This is a genomic window from Methanomassiliicoccus sp., assembly GCA_033485155.1.
Classification (GTDB): domain Archaea; phylum Thermoplasmatota; class Thermoplasmata; order Methanomassiliicoccales; family Methanomassiliicoccaceae; genus UBA6.
The window spans coordinates 16458-32137 of record JAWQJJ010000011.1 but is presented as its reverse complement, the minus strand read 5'-3'; the positions used below and the strand labels follow the sequence as shown (position 1 = coordinate 32137).

At 62.8% G+C, this 15680-nt stretch carries 19 protein-coding genes and 1 tRNA gene; 9 read left to right on the top strand and 11 right to left on the bottom strand.

Annotation, left to right across the window (positions count from 1 at the left end; genetic code table 11):
* Positions 1-36: 36 nt before the first annotated feature.
* Positions 37-735 (top strand): MBL fold metallo-hydrolase, encoded by a 699-nt coding sequence (locus SA339_13350; protein MDW5564195.1) that lies wholly within the window; start codon positions 37-39, stop codon positions 733-735.
* 46 nt (positions 736-781) lie between these two features.
* On the opposite strand, the gene SA339_13345 is transcribed toward SA339_13350, so the two are convergent.
* Positions 782-1222 carry a hypothetical protein gene (locus tag SA339_13345; protein ID MDW5564194.1) on the bottom strand — a complete coding sequence of 147 codons (441 nt, stop codon included), beginning with the start codon at positions 1220-1222 and terminating at the stop codon, positions 782-784.
* The gene (locus SA339_13340; GenBank protein ID MDW5564193.1) at positions 1209-1406 is read right to left on the bottom strand and encodes a helix-turn-helix transcriptional regulator; all 198 of its coding nucleotides are present in this window, start codon (positions 1404-1406) and stop codon (positions 1209-1211) included. The genes SA339_13345 and SA339_13340 overlap by 14 nt, the downstream gene beginning before the upstream one ends.
* Positions 1407-1617: 211 nt before the next feature.
* Between SA339_13340 and SA339_13335 the strand changes: the two genes are divergently transcribed.
* From SA339_13335 to yjjX, 6 genes are all read left to right on the top strand, one after another.
* Positions 1618-2958, top strand: coding sequence for a signal recognition particle protein Srp54 (locus tag SA339_13335; protein ID MDW5564192.1), 1341 nt, complete (start codon positions 1618-1620; stop codon positions 2956-2958).
* Positions 2955-3542: a tRNA (pseudouridine(54)-N(1))-methyltransferase TrmY gene (gene trmY / locus SA339_13330; GenBank protein ID MDW5564191.1), complete on the top strand. Its 588-nt coding sequence runs from the start codon at positions 2955-2957 to the stop codon at positions 3540-3542. Before SA339_13335 ends, trmY begins: the two co-directional genes overlap by 4 nt.
* Before the next feature lie 50 nt (positions 3543-3592).
* Entirely contained in the window at positions 3593-3751 is a 159-nt protein-coding gene (locus tag SA339_13325; GenBank protein ID MDW5564190.1) for a hypothetical protein, read from the top strand.
* Positions 3752-3803: 52 nt separating this feature from the next.
* Positions 3804-4271: a pyridoxamine 5'-phosphate oxidase family protein gene (locus SA339_13320; GenBank protein ID MDW5564189.1), complete on the top strand. Its 468-nt coding sequence runs from the start codon at positions 3804-3806 to the stop codon at positions 4269-4271.
* Positions 4272-4339: 68 nt separating this feature from the next.
* Positions 4340-4531 carry a DUF2116 family Zn-ribbon domain-containing protein gene (locus tag SA339_13315; GenBank protein ID MDW5564188.1) on the top strand — a complete coding sequence of 64 codons (192 nt, stop codon included), beginning with the start codon at positions 4340-4342 and terminating at the stop codon, positions 4529-4531.
* A gap of 4 nt (positions 4532-4535) precedes the next feature.
* A complete protein-coding gene (gene yjjX / locus SA339_13310) occupies positions 4536-5501 on the top strand; it encodes an inosine/xanthosine triphosphatase (protein ID MDW5564187.1) in 966 nt (321 codons plus the stop codon).
* On the opposite strand, the gene SA339_13305 is transcribed toward yjjX, so the two are convergent.
* From SA339_13305 to SA339_13290, 4 genes are all read right to left on the bottom strand, one after another.
* Positions 5502-5726 carry a hypothetical protein gene (locus SA339_13305; protein ID MDW5564186.1) on the bottom strand — a complete coding sequence of 75 codons (225 nt, stop codon included), beginning with the start codon at positions 5724-5726 and terminating at the stop codon, positions 5502-5504.
* Positions 5727-5912, bottom strand: a complete 186-nt coding sequence (locus tag SA339_13300) for a hypothetical protein (GenBank protein MDW5564185.1) — start codon at positions 5910-5912, stop codon at positions 5727-5729. It lies immediately after the preceding gene.
* A 101-nt stretch (positions 5913-6013) separates the two neighbouring features.
* The gene (locus SA339_13295) at positions 6014-8383 is read right to left on the bottom strand and encodes an ATP-binding protein (GenBank protein MDW5564184.1); all 2370 of its coding nucleotides are present in this window, start codon (positions 8381-8383) and stop codon (positions 6014-6016) included.
* A gap of 47 nt (positions 8384-8430) precedes the next feature.
* Complete coding sequence (locus SA339_13290; protein ID MDW5564183.1) at positions 8431-9357, bottom strand: hypothetical protein; 927 nt, start codon at positions 9355-9357, stop codon at positions 8431-8433.
* Between the two features lie 73 nt (positions 9358-9430).
* On the opposite strand from SA339_13290, the gene SA339_13285 reads away from it, so the two are divergent.
* Positions 9431-10354: a diacylglycerol kinase family protein gene (locus tag SA339_13285; GenBank protein ID MDW5564182.1), complete on the top strand. Its 924-nt coding sequence runs from the start codon at positions 9431-9433 to the stop codon at positions 10352-10354.
* Between the two features lie 52 nt (positions 10355-10406).
* On the opposite strand, the gene SA339_13280 is transcribed toward SA339_13285, so the two are convergent.
* The 4 genes from SA339_13280 to hmgA all read right to left on the bottom strand — a co-directional run bounded on the left by SA339_13280 (position 10407) and on the right by hmgA (position 14521).
* A tRNA-Ser gene (locus tag SA339_13280) sits at positions 10407-10493 on the bottom strand.
* A 40-nt stretch (positions 10494-10533) separates the two neighbouring features.
* Positions 10534-12189, bottom strand: a complete 1656-nt coding sequence (gene pheT / locus SA339_13275) for a phenylalanine--tRNA ligase subunit beta (GenBank protein ID MDW5564181.1) — start codon at positions 12187-12189, stop codon at positions 10534-10536.
* A 35-nt stretch (positions 12190-12224) separates the two neighbouring features.
* Positions 12225-13301: an AmmeMemoRadiSam system radical SAM enzyme gene (gene amrS / locus SA339_13270; GenBank protein MDW5564180.1), complete on the bottom strand. Its 1077-nt coding sequence runs from the start codon at positions 13299-13301 to the stop codon at positions 12225-12227.
* A 68-nt stretch (positions 13302-13369) separates the two neighbouring features.
* Positions 13370-14521, bottom strand: coding sequence for a hydroxymethylglutaryl-CoA reductase (NADPH) (hmgA, locus tag SA339_13265; protein ID MDW5564179.1), 1152 nt, complete (start codon positions 14519-14521; stop codon positions 13370-13372).
* Between the two features lie 254 nt (positions 14522-14775).
* Here hmgA and SA339_13260 point away from each other — a divergent pair, with 254 nt between their 5' ends.
* Complete coding sequence (locus tag SA339_13260; protein MDW5564178.1) at positions 14776-15165, top strand: S-adenosylmethionine decarboxylase; 390 nt, start codon at positions 14776-14778, stop codon at positions 15163-15165.
* Positions 15166-15252: 87 nt separating this feature from the next.
* Here the strand turns inward: SA339_13260 and SA339_13255 are convergent, their stop codons facing one another.
* Positions 15253-15666, bottom strand: coding sequence for an SRPBCC domain-containing protein (locus tag SA339_13255; GenBank protein ID MDW5564177.1), 414 nt, complete (start codon positions 15664-15666; stop codon positions 15253-15255).
* Positions 15667-15680: the final 14 nt, after the last annotated feature.

The following is a 15680-nucleotide window of genomic DNA, read 5'->3' as shown; positions in this document are numbered from 1 at the left end:
CGGAGCATTATTGCTCTGGACGGCCATATCTGGCCCATGGTCATCGAGCTCCGTTGGTTCCCGCAGTCCTTTGTCCAGGTCACGGCGAATGGCAGGACAGTATACTTCGACCCGGCCCTCTCCAACACCCTCTGGGACATGGTCCGGCTGGCCTTTCCGCCCCATGGTCGGAACCTTATGCTTCCTAGCGGTGTAGGCAGAGGGGACCTCGTTCTCGTATCCCACGCCCACATGGATCATCTGGCCACGGGGCTGGTGGAGCGCCTGGCGGGACCGGAGGCCAGGATCATCGCCCCGGAGAGCTGCCGGAAGAAGCTGGGCCATCGTATGACCTCGGTTAAGCCGGGCGACTCCCTCGACCTGGACGGCCTCGTGGTCAAGGTCGTCCACGCCTACAACCCCGAGGGGAGCAGGAGGACGACATATCATCCCAAGGGCCAGGGTGTGGGGTATGTGCTGGAGATCGGCGGCAAGCGCATCTACCACGCCGGGGACACCGGCCTCATCGAAGAGATGAGGGCCTTGGGACCGCTGGACGTCGCCCTCCTGCCCATCGGCGGCAGGTTCACCATGGACGTGGCCGAGGCCGCCGAGGCGGTGAAGCTGATGCGACCGTCGGTGGTGGTCCCCATGCACCGCCTCAAGGCCGACCCTCAGGGGCTTGTTGATAGGATGAAAGAAGAGAAGGGGATAAGGATCGAGGCCCTTACCCCGGGAGGCACCCTGCGGCTCTAGGACGAGCCGTGACGGCCACTGCGAATAAACTCAGGCCGTTGAACCCTCAGGTCGTCCGGGCATAGTGGTCGTGATAGGCGACCAGCAGGATGAACCGGACCGCCAACAGCACGATCAGCATCAGGATGACAGCAAGATCCGCTCCGAGCAAGCTCGCCCCGATGATCAGGATGCATAGAAGATATGTCGTGATGCGGTTGACGGAGCTGCCTGCCCTATCGCGGATGCCGATGTTGCGCTCATCCTCGACTTCGATCTTCTTCCTGCGCTCGACCTCCTCGATATCCTCCTCGGATTGGAAGGACATCATGAGAATTCGGCCGATGCCCAACGCCGTGGCCGCTGCCCCGAGACCGAAGCAGGAGCCGGCAATGGCTTCGTGGCCATCGGACGACGCGATAACGCCTGCGATCAACAACAAGATGCCCGCGGCCGCCAGCGCCGCAGACGAGGCCCTACTTGATCCTATCTCCTTAATCATCTTCATAGATGAACATCTCCTCGACGGGGACCCCAAAGTACCTGGCGATCCTTATCGCCAGGACGATGGACGGATTATACCGTCCGTTCTCCAGGGAACCGATGGTTTGTCGTGACACCTCCAGATCGGCGGCCAGGTCCTCCTGCCTGATCCCCCGCAGTTTCCTGAACTCTTCCAATCTGTTCTTCACGGCTCCCGCATCACCTTACAAATGGAAAGTATACTTTCCATGACGATAAAGATATCGCTGATCGGCGTCGAATATCGATGTCGGAAGAATGGGATTCCAGAGTCGACCTCATGGGATGCGGCCACCGACATGGTGAAGGTGGGCCGCATGGCGGGGACGATGACAATAACATTTAAAACGCTCATCCGCTCTCAGCTACCCAGGTACTCAGATGGTGCTGGAAAACCTTGGCCAATCGCTCCGCAACGTCCTGAAGAAGATCACCGGGGCATCGCACATCGACGAAGCCCTGGTAAAGGAGATCACCCGGGACATCCAGAGAGCCCTCCTGCAGGCCGATGTGAACGTCAAGCTGGTTCTGGAGATGACCAAGGAGGTCGAGCGCAGGGCGCTCAACGAGCAGCCGCCGGCCGGAACAAGTCCCAAGGAGCATGTCGTCCGCATCATCTACGACGAGCTGACCAAGATCCTGGGGACGCCCAGGCCGCTCCCCATCGCCAAGCAGACCATCATGATGGTTGGGTTGTATGGGCAAGGGAAGACGACCACCACCGGCAAGCTGGCCAGGTACTTCCACAAGAAGGGGCTCAAGGTCGGGGTCATCGCCGCCGACGTCCACCGTCCCGCCGCTTATGACCAATTGCAGCAGATCTCCGAGAAGGTCGGCGTGCAGCTGTACGGCCGGCCGGGGGAGAAGGATGCTTCCAAGATCGCCCGGGAGGGGATGGAGCACTTCTCGCACATGGATGTCGTCCTGGTCGACACCTCCGGCCGCCACGCCCTCGAGGACGACCTCATCAGCGAGCTGAAGCGCGTGGCCGAGGTGGTCAAGCCGACGGAGCGCATCCTGGTCCTCGACGCGGCGGTCGGCCAGCAGGCCGGCCCGCAGGCCAAGGCGTTCCACGATGCGGTGGGGGTCACCAGCGTCATCATCACCAAGATGGACGGGACGGCCAAGGGGGGCGGGGCGCTCAGCGCGGTCGCCCAGACCCAAGCCTCCATCGTGTTCATCGGCACGGGCGAGCACCTCATCGACCTGGAGCCCTTTGAACCCACCCGGTTCATCTCCCGCCTGCTGGGGATGGGAGACATCCAGAGCCTGCTGGAAGCGGCCAAGGACAATATATCGGAGGCGGAGGCCGAGGAAACGGTCAAGAAGATGATGGCCGGTCGCTTCACCCTAAAGGAGATGTACGAGCAGATGGAGATGCTCACCAACATGGGGCCGCTTAAGAAACTGGTATCTATGCTTCCAGGCATGCCGGGCATGAGCGACAAGATCAACATGGAGGAGAGCCAGGACAAGCTCCGCAAGTTCAAGTACATCATGGACTCCATGACCGAGGAGGAGATGGAGGACCCCCGGCTGATCAAATCCACCCGCATCAACCGCATCGCCCGAGGCGCCGGCGTCGAGGGCAAGGACGTCCGCGAGCTCCTCAAGCAGTACAACATGTCCAAGAAGGCGGTGAAGGGCTTCATGGGCAACCGCAAGTTCCGTAAGCAGCTGATGAAGCAGTTCCAATCTGGCGAGATGGGGCCGTCGCAATGAAGCGCTTCATCGTGGTCGGCCACAAGGCGGTCACCGCCGGGGACTTCAAGCTGGACGACATGGCCGGAGGAGCGGGGAGATTGGACATCCTACTGCGGTGCATCAATTCCGCGCTCTTCCTGTCGCACGGCATACGTCGGGATACCGAGATCTACCTCATCCTGCAGGGGGAGCCGGACCCCCCGCGCACGATCCGCATCAACGGGGCGGAGGTACGCTACCTGAACCCCGACGAGCGATCTACCGGAGCCCTGGTCCGCAACGCTCTGGTCAAGAAGCTGGACGGGGAGGAGATGAGATCGTCGCCGGGCATATACATCTCCCGGCGATCGTTCAAACAGGTCCTCGACGACCTCGCCCCGGTCTCCCGCCTGATCTACCTCAAGGAGGACGGACAGGACGTCCGGGAGCAGGAGATGGGCGGCGACCTGACATTCATCGTATCCGACCATCAGGACCTCCGCGAGGACGAGGAGGCCGAGCTGCTGAGATACGAACCCCAGACCATCACCCTCGGCCCTTTGTCCTATCACGCCGACCACTCCATCACCATCATGCTCAATGAGCTGGACAGGCGCGGTTAAAGGCTAATCTTCTTATCCCATACCGGCAATAGTGACGTGGGGCTTGGAAGATGAAGGCGATCTGTCCACGCGATGGGTGCGAGTACATCGCCTACGGCGATGACGAACGGGAGCTGAGGAAGGACCTTCGTTACCACATCATGAACATACACAACAGCAACGAGATGCCCGAGAAGCTCGACATCCTTGAGGAGATCCATTCTAGCTAGCTCCCCCACGATACCTTTTTATTTCCGGTGGCCAGATTCTAACTGGATAACGATGAGGCTAAGGGAAAAGGAGATCACCGACCGCTACGAGATCGAGGAGCTGTTGACCAAGGTGAACGTATGCCGGATGGGACTGTGCGACGGCAGCATGCCGTACGTGGTCCCCACGACCTTCGGTTACAGGAACGGAGTCATATACCTGCATTCGTCCAAGCACGGGCGCAAGATCGACGTGCTCCGGGAGAACAACAGGGTATGCATCGCCGTTGACACCGGCCATGAGCTGGTGCAGGGCCCGCTGGACACCTCCTGCAAGTCCACCATCCGGTTCAAGAGCGTCATCGCCACCGGACGGGCCAAGTTCGTGGAGGATGAGGCGGAGAAGAAGAAGGCCATGGACGTGATCATGGCTCAGGCGTTCGGAGATCAGAAGTTCGAGTACGCGCCCGAGGGCCTCCGGGACATGGCCATCATCAAGATCGAGCTGGAGACCATCACCGGCAAGAAATCGGGTTACTGAGCGCTCCGTTTAGAGGAAGCATCGGCAGATTAGGAAACCTTTTAACAGGCGGTGCCAATGGGGCGGGCATGAGCGAGAAGATCCCCCAGCACCGCCACTGCGCGAAGTGCGGCAAGGCGCATCTAGGGGAGGGTCGTTTCTGTTCCGACGAGTGCCAGGCGGCGTCCAGTGACAACCTCCGGTCGAAGAAGCGCCAGCTCCTGATATTGTACGGAGTGGCCATGGTCGTGCTCATCGCCGCCCTGCTGCTGATGAGATGATGCCATGAAGGTCGCTGTGGGGGGAACCTTCAACGTCCTGCATCGCGGCCACCGGGCCCTGCTGGACCGGGCCTTCGACCTCGGCGACGAGGTCCTGGTGGGCATCACCTCCGAGACCATGGCCTCCCGCAGCAAATCGGCCGTCCGGCCGCTGTGGGAGAGGAAGGCCGATCTGGAGAGGTACCTGAGGACCAAGGGCACCAACTGGACGCTGGCGGTGATCGACCGTCCGGACGAGCACGTGGACGTCCGGTGGGACATCGACACCCTCATCGTGTCGCCGGAGACCAGGAGGACGGGCGAGGCCATCAACGTCAAGAGGTACGACCTGGGGCTGCCCCCTCTCAAGCTGGTGGAGGTGCCCCACGTCCTGGCCGATGACTTCACGCCCATCGCCGCCCGGCGCATCCTGGCCGGGGAGATCGATGCCGAGGGCCGTCTGCTCCGGCCGCTGGTGGTCAATGTCGGCTCCATCAACCCGGTTAAGAGCGCCGCGACGCGCAGCGTGCTATCCCTCTTCTACCGACAGTTGGAGGTGCGCAGCGTGGACGTCCCCTCGGGGGTGCCGGACCAGCCCTGGGGCAAGGACACAAGACAGGGGGCCATCAACCGGGCCTCCCTGGCCATGGGCGAGGCGGACCTCAGCGTGGGCCTGGAAGCCGGGGTGTTCGATACCGCTGACGGCCTCTACGACGTGCAGTACTGCGCCATCCTCGATCGCCGGGGACGGTACAGCATCGGCCACGGCATGGGGTTCCGCTACCCCGCCGAGGTCGCCGACCTCGTGCGCCAGGGCAAGATGGTCGGCACGGCGGTCAAGGAGCTCTACGGCAGCGGGATCGACGGGCGCAAGGAAGGAGCCATCGGCTACCTGACCCGCGGGGCCATGGACCGCACCAAGCTGGCAGAACAGGCAGTAATGGCCGCGATGGTGCCCCGGCTGCGTAAGGAGCTGTATCCGGATCTGTGATCAGGCCTTGGCTTTCTCCGGCCTTACCCGAGCCTGGACTTCCGCCCGCCCGGTGCAGTTGGATAGGCCAACGCAACCGAACCGCCGGTACTTGGAGCAGTAGAACCCCTGGACGTAGTGCTCGCAGGGCGGGTCTTTTTCCGCCCGGCATTTCTCGCCGATGCAGGCGAACCCCTTGTACCGTCCCTCGCACCGGCCGTCCATCTGGAGGTAGTAGCATCTCATCTAATCCCTCCTGCCGGCCAGGGGCGACCCCAGGTCGATGAGGTGAAGATCGACGGCAGCCATGCGCAGGGTGTGGTCGTCCCGCGTCATCGCCCTCCGCCCCGGGGCCGGGGCGCGGCTGTGGTAAGAGGGCGCGATGCGCTCGATGCAGTTTTTTTCTCCGGAGCAGACGCCGGCGTCTACCATCCGGTGAGCGCAGCGGTTGGACCCATAGCTATAACGGCACAAATTCCCATCCCGCCTGCATTATGTATATCAATGAATATAAATTTTGGCAGGTGGACTGGCTAAGGGTGGAACTCTTTCACCGCCTGCGCCATCTCGTATAACCGCCGCTGGGCCAGGGCGTTGATGGTTCCCGCTGGATAGGTGCCGTCCTCATTGCGCCGGCCGGCGGGGACTCCGGTGAGGACCTCGATGCCCTCGTCTATGGTGCTGACCGGCCAGATGTGGAACTTGCCTTCCTTGATCGCCTGCACCACCTCCTCCTTGAGCATGAGGTTGTGGACGTTGGAGCGGGGGATCATGCATCCCTGCTCCCCGGTCAGGCCGACGAGCTTGCAGGTCTCGAAGAACCCCTCGATCTTGTAGTTCACCCCGCCGATGGCCTGCACCTCGCCCTTCTGGTTGACCGACCCGGTCACCGCGATGTTCTGCCTAATGGGCACCCCCGAGAGCTCGGAAAGGAGGGCGTACAGCTCGGTGCTGGAGGCGCTGTCCCCGTCCACGCCGGAGTACGATTGCTCGAAGACCACCCTGGCCGAGAGGGACAGGGGAGCGTCGATAGCATAGCGGTCGTGCAGAAGGCCGCTGATGATCAGCACGCCCTTGGTGTGCGTGGCCCCGCCCATAGAGGCCAGCCGCTCGATGTCGATGATGCCCTCGCGGCCGACCCCGACCGAGGCGGTGATGCGTGACGGTCGTCCGAAGGCGAAGTCGCCGACCCCCAGCACCGCCAGGCCGTTGAGCTGGCCGGACCGCTTGCCATCCACGTCGATGAGGATGGTCCCCTCGGCGATCATCTCCTGGATCTTTCCCTGGATCATGTTGGAGCGGTAGTCCTTCTCCTCCACCTGCTTGCGTATGTGATCCCGGGTGATGTGGTCGACGCCCTCCTCCTGAGCGTAGAAGGAAGCTTCTCGGATCATGTCGGCGATCATCGCGAACTCGGTGGACAGCTTCCGCTGGTCGTCGGCGAGGCGCGATGACTGCTCGACGACCGCGGCGAGGGCGGTGGGGTCGAGGTGCAGGAGCCCTTCCCGCTGCACCAGCCCGCACACGAACTTGGTGTACCGTTCGACGTTCTCCGGCGTCCGATCCATGGTGGTGTCGAATTCCGCCTTGACCTTGAACAGCTTCTTGAAGTCGGGGTCCAGGGCAAAAAGGATGCCGTAGGTCTGGGGGTTACCGATAAGCACGACCTTGGCGGTGAACGGTATCGGCTCCGGCCGCAGAGTCTTCGTGATGATATAGCCCAAGCGAGCCACGGGGTCCTCCAGCTCCAGCTTGGCGTTGGCGATGGTTTGCTTCAGGCCTTCCCACACCAGTGGGTCTTGGAACATCCGCTCCACAGGGATGACCAGGAAGCCGCCATTAGCCCGGTGTGCGCTGCCCCCCCGGATCATGGTATAGTCGGTGACCAGGGTGCCGAACCTCGCTTCCCGCTCGGAGTAGCCGAACAGCCGCTGGTAGTTGGGGTTCTGCTCGATCTCCACCGGGGCGCCGACCGTCTTGGAGTTGTCCACCACGAGGTTGACCCGATAGTTATGGGTCGGGTCTATCACTGGAGTGTTCGGTCCGCCCGGCTGGGGGTTGAGGAACAGAGGGACATTATCTACGATATCCTTCTCTACTTCCTTGAGATATTCGATGACCTCGGCGTTGTCTTTAAACTGGTCCCTCATTCCATTGATATACGGCCCCACGGCGAAATGCGCCACCTGGCGGTTGAGGTCCATCATCTCCTTGTCCACCTTCCGCACGATGTCCTGCAACGGCCGGAAGGTCTCCCCGATGCGCTGGTTCAGCTTCTCCCTCTCTTCCTGTATCTCCCGCTGCAATGCCGGGGGCAATTGGGCGAACTCCTGATCGGTGAGCGGGTGGCCTTCCTTGGTGACCGGGGTCAGCGACAGACCGATGGGCGAAGGCTGCACCAGGAAGCCGGCCTGCTGGGCCATCTCGTTGATCTTGGCCACGATCTCGTTCCGCTCCTGGTTGATGCTGGCCATGGTGGCTTCCCGGCGCTTGGCGTAGTCGGCGCTCTCGAACGCCTCCCTCAGCGCCGGAGCGATCTGGTTTACCAGGCGGTCCATGGCCTCCTTGAACTCGTTGCCCTTGTGTGCCGGCAGGGATATGGCACGAGGCTTGGAGGAGTCGGCGAAATTATTGACATAGCACCAGTCGGGGGGCACCGGCATCGTCGCCGCCTGGACCTTGACGAAGTCGTGGATGGCAGTCTTCCGTCCAGTGCCGGGAATGCCGGAAACGAAAATGTTGAATCCCCTGTTATCGATCCGCAGGCCGAACTTCAGGGCTCTGACCGCCCGGTCCTGGCCCACGATGGTCTCCAGCGGACTAAGCTGAGAGGTGCTGTCACAGTCGAAATCCAACTCGTTGCAGACCCGCCGGGCCTCCTGGTAACTTAACTCCTGGACCATGGTCTATCGTATGTAAGAATATCGCCCGGGATTAATAAATGGGACCCTTACCCTGTGGCTTGGGGCTGGGGCCTCTTATCCCGCGAGAACATGAAGCGGCTGACGTAGATCAACCAGGCGATGTCCACGGTCATGCATACCGTCGCCGGCACCGCCGCCGCGGGGCCCAGCAGGGCTATGGCCAATGCTGCGGCCATGCCCGTGTTCTTGTGCGTGGCGAAGAGGATGTCGGGCACGCGCTGCTCCCAGCGGGCAGTTTTCCTCCGCTCATAGATGTCCAGAACCACCCCGATGCCGAAGGTCTTGATGACCGCCACAGCGATGAGGGCGGCGAGGAGGCCGGGGTCGCCGAAGAACACCCCCCGGTTGGCGCCGGCCACGGCGATGACCAGGACGGCGAAGGCGATGTTGATGGCGATGCTTCGGCTGTAGGGATCGATCCGGACCCGGCGCAGCCCGCGGGAGGCTGCTATGGGCACGACGATGAGCATCCCCACGTACCACAGGAGAGTAGTGACGCTCACCGCCTGGCCGATGAACACCAGGGTCAGCAGGGGAGTGAGGAACAGGGCGATGACGTACAATGCCGCCGAGGACACCAGGGTGCCCTCCAGGTCGCCGCCCAGGATCAGGGTGAACGGTATAACCGACACCGCCGAGGGCACGGCCGCGGCGAGGACCCACCCGTTGCGCAGATCGCCCGTGAACAGGAAGGCCAGGGCGATAGTTATTCCTGTTGAGACAACGAACGAGAGGACGAAGGCATTGCGCACCGGACGGCGGTGGGAAGCGAGCTTCAACCCCCTCAGCTGCATGCTGCACAGGGAGAAGGACATCATGACCATCAACGACGCCATGGCCACGTCCTTGTTCATCTTGGGGTACGCTTCCGGGAAGCCGCCGAACAGCATGGCGATCACCAGGGCTACGATCATCATCATCGCATTGTTGCCCAGGAAGTCCCTTGGCCGCACATCGCGGTGATTCCCTTCATGGATTAGTACCTTTCCGGCAAGGCGATATACCGACGGGTTCAATTTCACAGTGGTGTCCGTCCTCGACCGTGACCGGCGAGTCTTCGTGGTGCTCAACCCCCGCTCGGGAGTGGGCTCGGCCCTCTATCTCAAGGAGGATGTCCTGGCCGGACTGAGGGGACTGGACGTTCGGTACAGCTTCCTGGGCCGAGGGGACCGGCTGCGCGTCATGGTCGACGCGGCCCTGGAGGCGGGGGCGAACGAGGTCGTGGCGGTGGGAGGCGACGGGACCGTCTCCGGGGTGGCGGAGGCGGTGGCCGGCACCGACGCGGCCATGGGCATCGTGCCCACCGGCACGGCGAACATGGTGGCCCGGGAGCTGGGGATCCCCCTTTCCATTGCCTCGGCCACCGGGGTCATCAGACGCAGGGAGCGGATCGTCGGCATGGACTGCATGACCTCGGGGGACCGCAGCTTCGTTTACCAGGTGGCGGTGGGCATGGGGGCGGACCTCAACCGCCTGGTGACCAGGAACGAGAAGGAGGTGCTGGGCCGTTCCGCCTACATGGTGGCGATGTTCAGGGCGCTGGGGGAGCTGCGGCCGCTGTACGCCCACTGCCGCATCGACGGGCGTCAGGTAGAGATGTGGGTGAACCAGCTCGTCATCGCCAACGCCGGGATCCTGGGGACGGAACCGCTGCGGCTGGGGCCTGGGATCCGCCCCGACGACGGCAAGGTCGAGGTGGTGGCCATGCGGGGGCGGGGCCGCTTGGATTACCTGAGCTCGGGGATGAGCATGGTCCTGGGCAACTTCCAGGACCCCGGCCTCCGGTACTACGAGGTGCGGCACGAGGTCGTGCTGGAGACCCGACCGAGAACGGCCATCAAGGCCGACGGGGAGTACATCGGGGAGACGCCGCTGACCCTCAGGGTACGGCCGGGGGCGGTCAAGGTCATCACTCCGACCCGCCCGCGAACGAGCTGGCCGCCGGCCTGAGGTCGTCGAGCGCGAGCGGGCGCGGCGAGGAGAGATACGGTGAAGAGTTAAGCGCCGAGGGGGAGATTCGAACTCCCGAAGTGCAGAGCACCACCAGCTCTCAAGGCTGGCGCCGTGATCCGGGCTTGGCTACCTCGGCCTGGAGCGTCCAGGTCCCTGGATGGACTTATTGTTTTCGGTCAGGCGAGCCTCTCCAGCTTGCCCGCGGTGACCGTCTCGAGGTCGATCTCGAATGCGGCGATAGGATACCCGAGATCGAAGCCGGCGATGACCTCGGGGTGCACCTCGCCGAAGGTTCCGATGACCCGGTCATCGACGACGATCTCCGCCCCCCGGCCCTCCAGGTAGGTGCCCGCGGACGACGCCCGGATGGTGCACCGGACCGACAGGTCGCGCATGATGCTCTCCACCAGGGACTTGGCCTCGGTGAACGAGGCCCGGGCGGAAATGCTTACCGCAGCGAGGTGCTTGCGGCGCTTGATGCCTTCCATGACGTCCCCGACCTCGAACAGTCTCTGCGGCAGATCGCGGTGCTTGTTCCTCCGCAGCACTGCCATGAGGCTCGGGAGCAGGGAGACGCGAAGGCAGGTGTGATCCTCGCTGATGGGGTTGAGGATCTCCACGACCTCGCCGCGCGGTAGGCGCAGCCGGTCGAACTGGTCCTCCTCCGAGCTCAGGGTCAGGGTGGTCGCTTCCAGGTAGCCGTAGCCGACCATCAGCTGGCGGGCGACGTCCGACCCCTTGCTGGTCAGGAGCTCGGCGCCGAAGGTCTGCTGGGATGGCAGCTCCCGCCCGAAGTTCTCGTAGCCGTGGCCCTTGGCCACGTCCTCCATGATGTCGACCGGGTGGATGAGGTCCAGCCTCCAGGCTGGGGCCAGGACCTGTAGATTGTCCCCGTCCGCGGTGGCCTGGTAGCCCATCCGACCCAGCGCTGCGGCCATTCCTTCGCCGTCTAGGCGGGTGCCCAGCAGGGAGTTCGCGGCCTCGATGCTGATCGTCCACTTCCTCGGGCTGAGGTCAGGGGTGACCTCGTTCTGGACCCCCTGGATTCGGACGGTCCTGATCTTGCCGCCCCGCTCGGCCATGGCCGTGGCCACGATGTTCAAGGCGCCCTTGATGGCATTAAGGTCCGTGCCCGTCACGTCTAGGAACACGTTCCTCGTCGCGGTGGTGACCGTGGTCAAAGTGCCGTTGATGATGGGGGGGAAGGATAACACCTCTCCCCGGCTGTCGACCAGCAGGGGATAGCGCTCCTTGCCCTCGAGGATGAAGGCGTAGTCCACACCCTTCTCATGCCGCTCGAGGATCTCCCGCAGGTTCATGCTCTCGGTCTTAGCGAGGGGGACGAAGGACACCGACTCCGGATCGACCGCCTTGTAGGTGAACGGCGGGGTCACCTTGTCCAGGTCATGAATGCCAATGGACACCTTCGACCTCTTGCGGCCCATGGTAAGGTGCAGCTTTTCCTGCAGCTCCATCAACGAACGGATGAGCTCGTCGGTGACGGTGATGTCCTCGATGATGCCAGCGACCATGTACGGGCGAACGTCGGTGATGCTCTCGTCGAGCGTCAGGACGACGTCCGAGGCCTGGGCCTCGTAGCTGGTGAGCCCGCTCTGGAAGCCGAGGAAGGTACGCAATGCACGGGCCGCGCCCTCCACGCTGTAGAGGTCCGGCCGGTCCGGGAAGAACTCGATGGCCATTTCCCGGCTGCTCTCATCGTAGGAGTGCACGTCCGCGCCCACCTGGGGCACCCGGTCCAGGAGGGTGTCCACGCTTACTTCGCGTCCCAGCAGGGAGATGAGGTCATCATAGGCGAAGGTTACTACTGGCATCCTCGAAGCGATGGAAGAGTGACTATTTTTAGTTTTCAGGTCCGTCCGTTCAGATCGATGGGCAGGGCCGTCCCGCACCGCGGGCATCGCGCCTCCTCGATGTTGAGCTTGACCTCGAAGGTGGGGCAGAACCTGCTGACCCCCGGGCCCTTGAGGCACAGCCCCTCGGAAGGCTTGAGGCTCGTTCGCTCGACGGCCAGGAAACCACAGGAGGGGCAGAGCGTGTCCTGACCGCCCTCCCCGGTGACCCCGCCGAGGTAGACATGCCTCAGACCCAGCCGGCGGGCGGTAGCTACGGAGCGCTCCATGACCTCCATGCTCTGCACCGGCAGCTCGGAGAGCTCGTGGGCCGGATGGAAGCGGTAGAAGAACAGCGGAGTGTTCGTGCCCATATTGTCCACGACCCACCGGCTGAGGTCGGCTACCTCCTCGGCCGAGTCGTTCAATCCGGGGATAAGGAGGCACGTCAGCTCCACATGCACCCCTTTTTCCTTGGCCATGAGGCAGGTATCCAACACCTCCTGGAGGCTGCCGCCGCAGTGGCGCCGGTAGAACCGGTCGGTGAAGCCCTTGATGTCGATATTGGCGACGTCCACGCTCGCCATCAGCTCTTCGGCTGCCGGGGCAAGGATGTAACCGTTGGTGTTGATCATGGTGAAGAGACCGCGGGGCCGGGCGAGCTCGGCGGTGTCGATGATGAACTCGCTCCACACCGTGGGCTCGTTGAAGGTCCAGGCGATCCCCTGCACTTTCTCCGTCACGGCGAGGTTCACGACCTCCTCTGGCGCCATGTCAAGGTGAGGCAGATCGCCCCCCGACGAACGGGCCAGGGCGGCGTTCTGGCAGCAGGCGCAGGTGAGATTGCAGCCGAAGGTGCCCAACGAGAGGAGCTTAGATCCCGGCCGATAGTGGAAGATGGGCTTCTTCTCGATCACGTCTACGGCCCGAGCACATACCGTTCCGTAGGTCCTCGTGATCAGGGTTCCCCGGACGTTCTGCCTGGCACCGCACCGCCCGGTCCCTCCGTCCTCGATGGCGCACCGGTGGGGGCATAGGTCGCATCGCAACCATTCGCCCTCGTCGTGCCACCATCTGGCCACTTGGCGCTCCATGCTCGGGCAGAGGTCAGCGGGGCGCATAAGCATGTCGCTCAAAGCCCCTTGACCATACGAAAGGACGCTCAGCGCCCCAGCTTGCTGTGCGCTTGCCCCAGGTGACCAGCGGCCTGTGCGCTCAGCGTCGACAGCTCGCCGGCGAGGACCACGGCCCCCACGATCTCGGCCAGCCGTTCCGCTTTACCCTCGCCGAGGCAGCCGATCATATTCAGCGCCTCCGATTGGCAGGGAAGCCTAGTTCCGCCACCCACGGTGCCCACCTCCACGCACGGCAGGCGCACCGACGCGTACAGGTCCCCGTCCACGACCTCGCAGGTGGTGGTAGTCATGGAACCCTCCACGACCTGAGCGGGGTCTTGGCCGGTGGCGATGTACAGCGCGGCGAGCATGTTGGCAGCGTGGGCGTTGGAGCCCAGCGATACTGCCAGCGAGGACCCTATGCTGCACTTGCGGAAGCAGGTCTCGGCCACCGCTTCGGGGGTGGCGTGCATCTTCTCCTCGAGGACCTTTCTAGGGATGGTCACGTCGGCCAGCACGATCTTGCCCCGACCCAGGATCGCGTTCACGGCCGCCGGCTTCTTGTCCACGCACAGGTTGCCGGACACCGAGATCAGGACCGCCCCGGTCTCCTTCTCCAGCAGCCTCGACACCGCCTCGGAAGCTATAGTCGCCATGTTCATCCCCATGGCGTCCCCGGTGCTGTACGACAGCCGGAGATAGAAGGAGCGGCCGACCGCGAAGGGCTGGGCGCTGAGCAGCCTCCCGTGGGAGGTGGTCGCCTCCGCTGCCGCCTTGAGACGGTCGAAGTTCTCCTCGGTCCACTTCCCCACCTCCACCGCGTGCCGGGCGTCCCGGACCCTGAACACCGGCGCCCGGGTCATGGCATCCTTGACCACGATCGAGGTTGCTCCGCCGGAGGCGGAGATGACCGAGCAGCCCCGGTTCACCGACGCCAACAGCGCGCCCTCGGTGGTGGCGAGCGGTACCAGGAACTCGCCCGCCGCATGCTGGCCGTTGATGATGAGCGGTCCGACGAAGCCTACCGGCACCTGTACCGTCCCGATCATGTTCTCGATGTTCTTGGCCGCCGCCATCGGGTCGAAGGACAGCGAGCCGATGTTGGCCAGGGTCGCCCCTGTGCTCACTTCCACCGCCCTTCGGCGCTCATCGACGTCCGCACGGGTCTTGCCACGGTTCTTGAGGCCCTCTCCGGTCATAGCGGCCTCAGTATGGTCTTCGCGTAATAATGATACTGATGTCACGGAGCGTTCTACCGGACGACTATTAACAGTGATAAATGCTAACACGCTGGCCCCCGGACCCAGAAATGTCGCAATATAGTGAATTCTCGGTGGAAGCGAAGCCTTAGTTTCAAATATCAGGATTGTTTCACACCACCTCAATCCCAAAAGGATTCTCGGTAAGGTGATAATAGGACATGTACAGCATGAGTCCGCGGACGGGCAGGTGTTTGAGCGACGAGGAATGCGTAGACAAGTTCAAGAGTGGTAACGAGTGGGGCCTCCTGACCTCAATCGATCTCCATGACTGCGACCCGCAGAAGATCGCTAGCAAGGAAGTGATCACGCAGTTCTCGATTGATCTATGCGAATACATAGACATGAAAAGATTTGGCGAGCCTATCGTCGTAAGATTCGGCGCCGACCCGAGGGTGCAGGGCTACTCCCTGGCACAGCTCATTGAGACATCGCTGATCTCCGGCCACTTTGCCGAGGATACCGACCGGGCGTTCATCGATGTTTTCTCTTGCAAGGAGTACCCGCCCAAGAAAACCGCGGATTTCTGCAAGGAATACTTCGGGGCCAAGGCCATGGAGTACTCCGTGGTCTTCAGGACCTGAGCGGGACCAAACACCTTTGCCCTTTCTCAACGAGGGCGGGAAATCCCTTCCGTTCTTTCTCTACGACCATCGATCCTGAGCGGCCGCTCAGTATAATGCCCTACTGCGCAGGAGCTCGAACATGGGGTTCCAGTATGCATCGTACCATAGCTGATTGATACCATCTCTCAGGGCGAGCGGCACCCCGGTATGCGATAATCTGAGATCGGTCCCCTGACCAATGGCCCTGAGCCCGATCTCCACCTTCGAAGGCAGCACGCCACCGGGCCAGTCGGAGGTCGTCCACTCCTGGGATATCCATCTTCCCCTTTCCAGCTCCAGGAAGCGGAATATTATGCGGCCGTCCCCGACGATCATCCTTCCACCTGCCTCGGCCTTGCCCTCGACAGCGAGACCGGTCATCTCGGACAGGCGGACGGGGTCGGTGAGCATATCGTATATGACCTCTGGTGGGGCGGGCAGCATGACCTTCTGATATATCTTCGAGGTCTCGGGGCTCATCGGGCCCCCATGAC

What these genes read in the sequence shown, in the direction of transcription:
- SA339_13295 (MDW5564184.1), bottom strand. Translation starts at nt 8,383, where the DNA reads ATGGTCCAGGAGTTAAGTTACCAGGAGGCCCGGCGGGTCTGCAACGAG.
- SA339_13325 (MDW5564190.1), top strand. Translation starts at nt 3,593, where the DNA reads ATGAAGGCGATCTGTCCACGCGATGGGTGCGAGTACATCGCCTACGGC.
- pheT (MDW5564181.1), bottom strand. Translation starts at nt 12,189, where the DNA reads ATGCCAGTAGTAACCTTCGCCTATGATGACCTCATCTCCCTGCTGGGA.
- yjjX (MDW5564187.1), top strand. Translation starts at nt 4,536, where the DNA reads ATGAAGGTCGCTGTGGGGGGAACCTTCAACGTCCTGCATCGCGGCCAC.
- SA339_13345 (MDW5564194.1), bottom strand. Translation starts at nt 1,222, where the DNA reads ATGAAGATGATTAAGGAGATAGGATCAAGTAGGGCCTCGTCTGCGGCG.
- SA339_13300 (MDW5564185.1), bottom strand. Translation starts at nt 5,912, where the DNA reads ATGGTAGACGCCGGCGTCTGCTCCGGAGAAAAAAACTGCATCGAGCGC.
- SA339_13315 (MDW5564188.1), top strand. Translation starts at nt 4,340, where the DNA reads ATGAGCGAGAAGATCCCCCAGCACCGCCACTGCGCGAAGTGCGGCAAG.
- SA339_13255 (MDW5564177.1), bottom strand. Translation starts at nt 15,666, where the DNA reads ATGAGCCCCGAGACCTCGAAGATATATCAGAAGGTCATGCTGCCCGCC.
- amrS (MDW5564180.1), bottom strand. Translation starts at nt 13,301, where the DNA reads ATGGAGCGCCAAGTGGCCAGATGGTGGCACGACGAGGGCGAATGGTTG.
- SA339_13350 (MDW5564195.1), top strand. Translation starts at nt 37, where the DNA reads ATGGTCATCGAGCTCCGTTGGTTCCCGCAGTCCTTTGTCCAGGTCACG.
- SA339_13335 (MDW5564192.1), top strand. Translation starts at nt 1,618, where the DNA reads ATGGTGCTGGAAAACCTTGGCCAATCGCTCCGCAACGTCCTGAAGAAG.
- SA339_13320 (MDW5564189.1), top strand. Translation starts at nt 3,804, where the DNA reads ATGAGGCTAAGGGAAAAGGAGATCACCGACCGCTACGAGATCGAGGAG.
- SA339_13305 (MDW5564186.1), bottom strand. Translation starts at nt 5,726, where the DNA reads ATGAGATGCTACTACCTCCAGATGGACGGCCGGTGCGAGGGACGGTAC.
- hmgA (MDW5564179.1), bottom strand. Translation starts at nt 14,521, where the DNA reads ATGACCGGAGAGGGCCTCAAGAACCGTGGCAAGACCCGTGCGGACGTC.
- trmY (MDW5564191.1), top strand. Translation starts at nt 2,955, where the DNA reads ATGAAGCGCTTCATCGTGGTCGGCCACAAGGCGGTCACCGCCGGGGAC.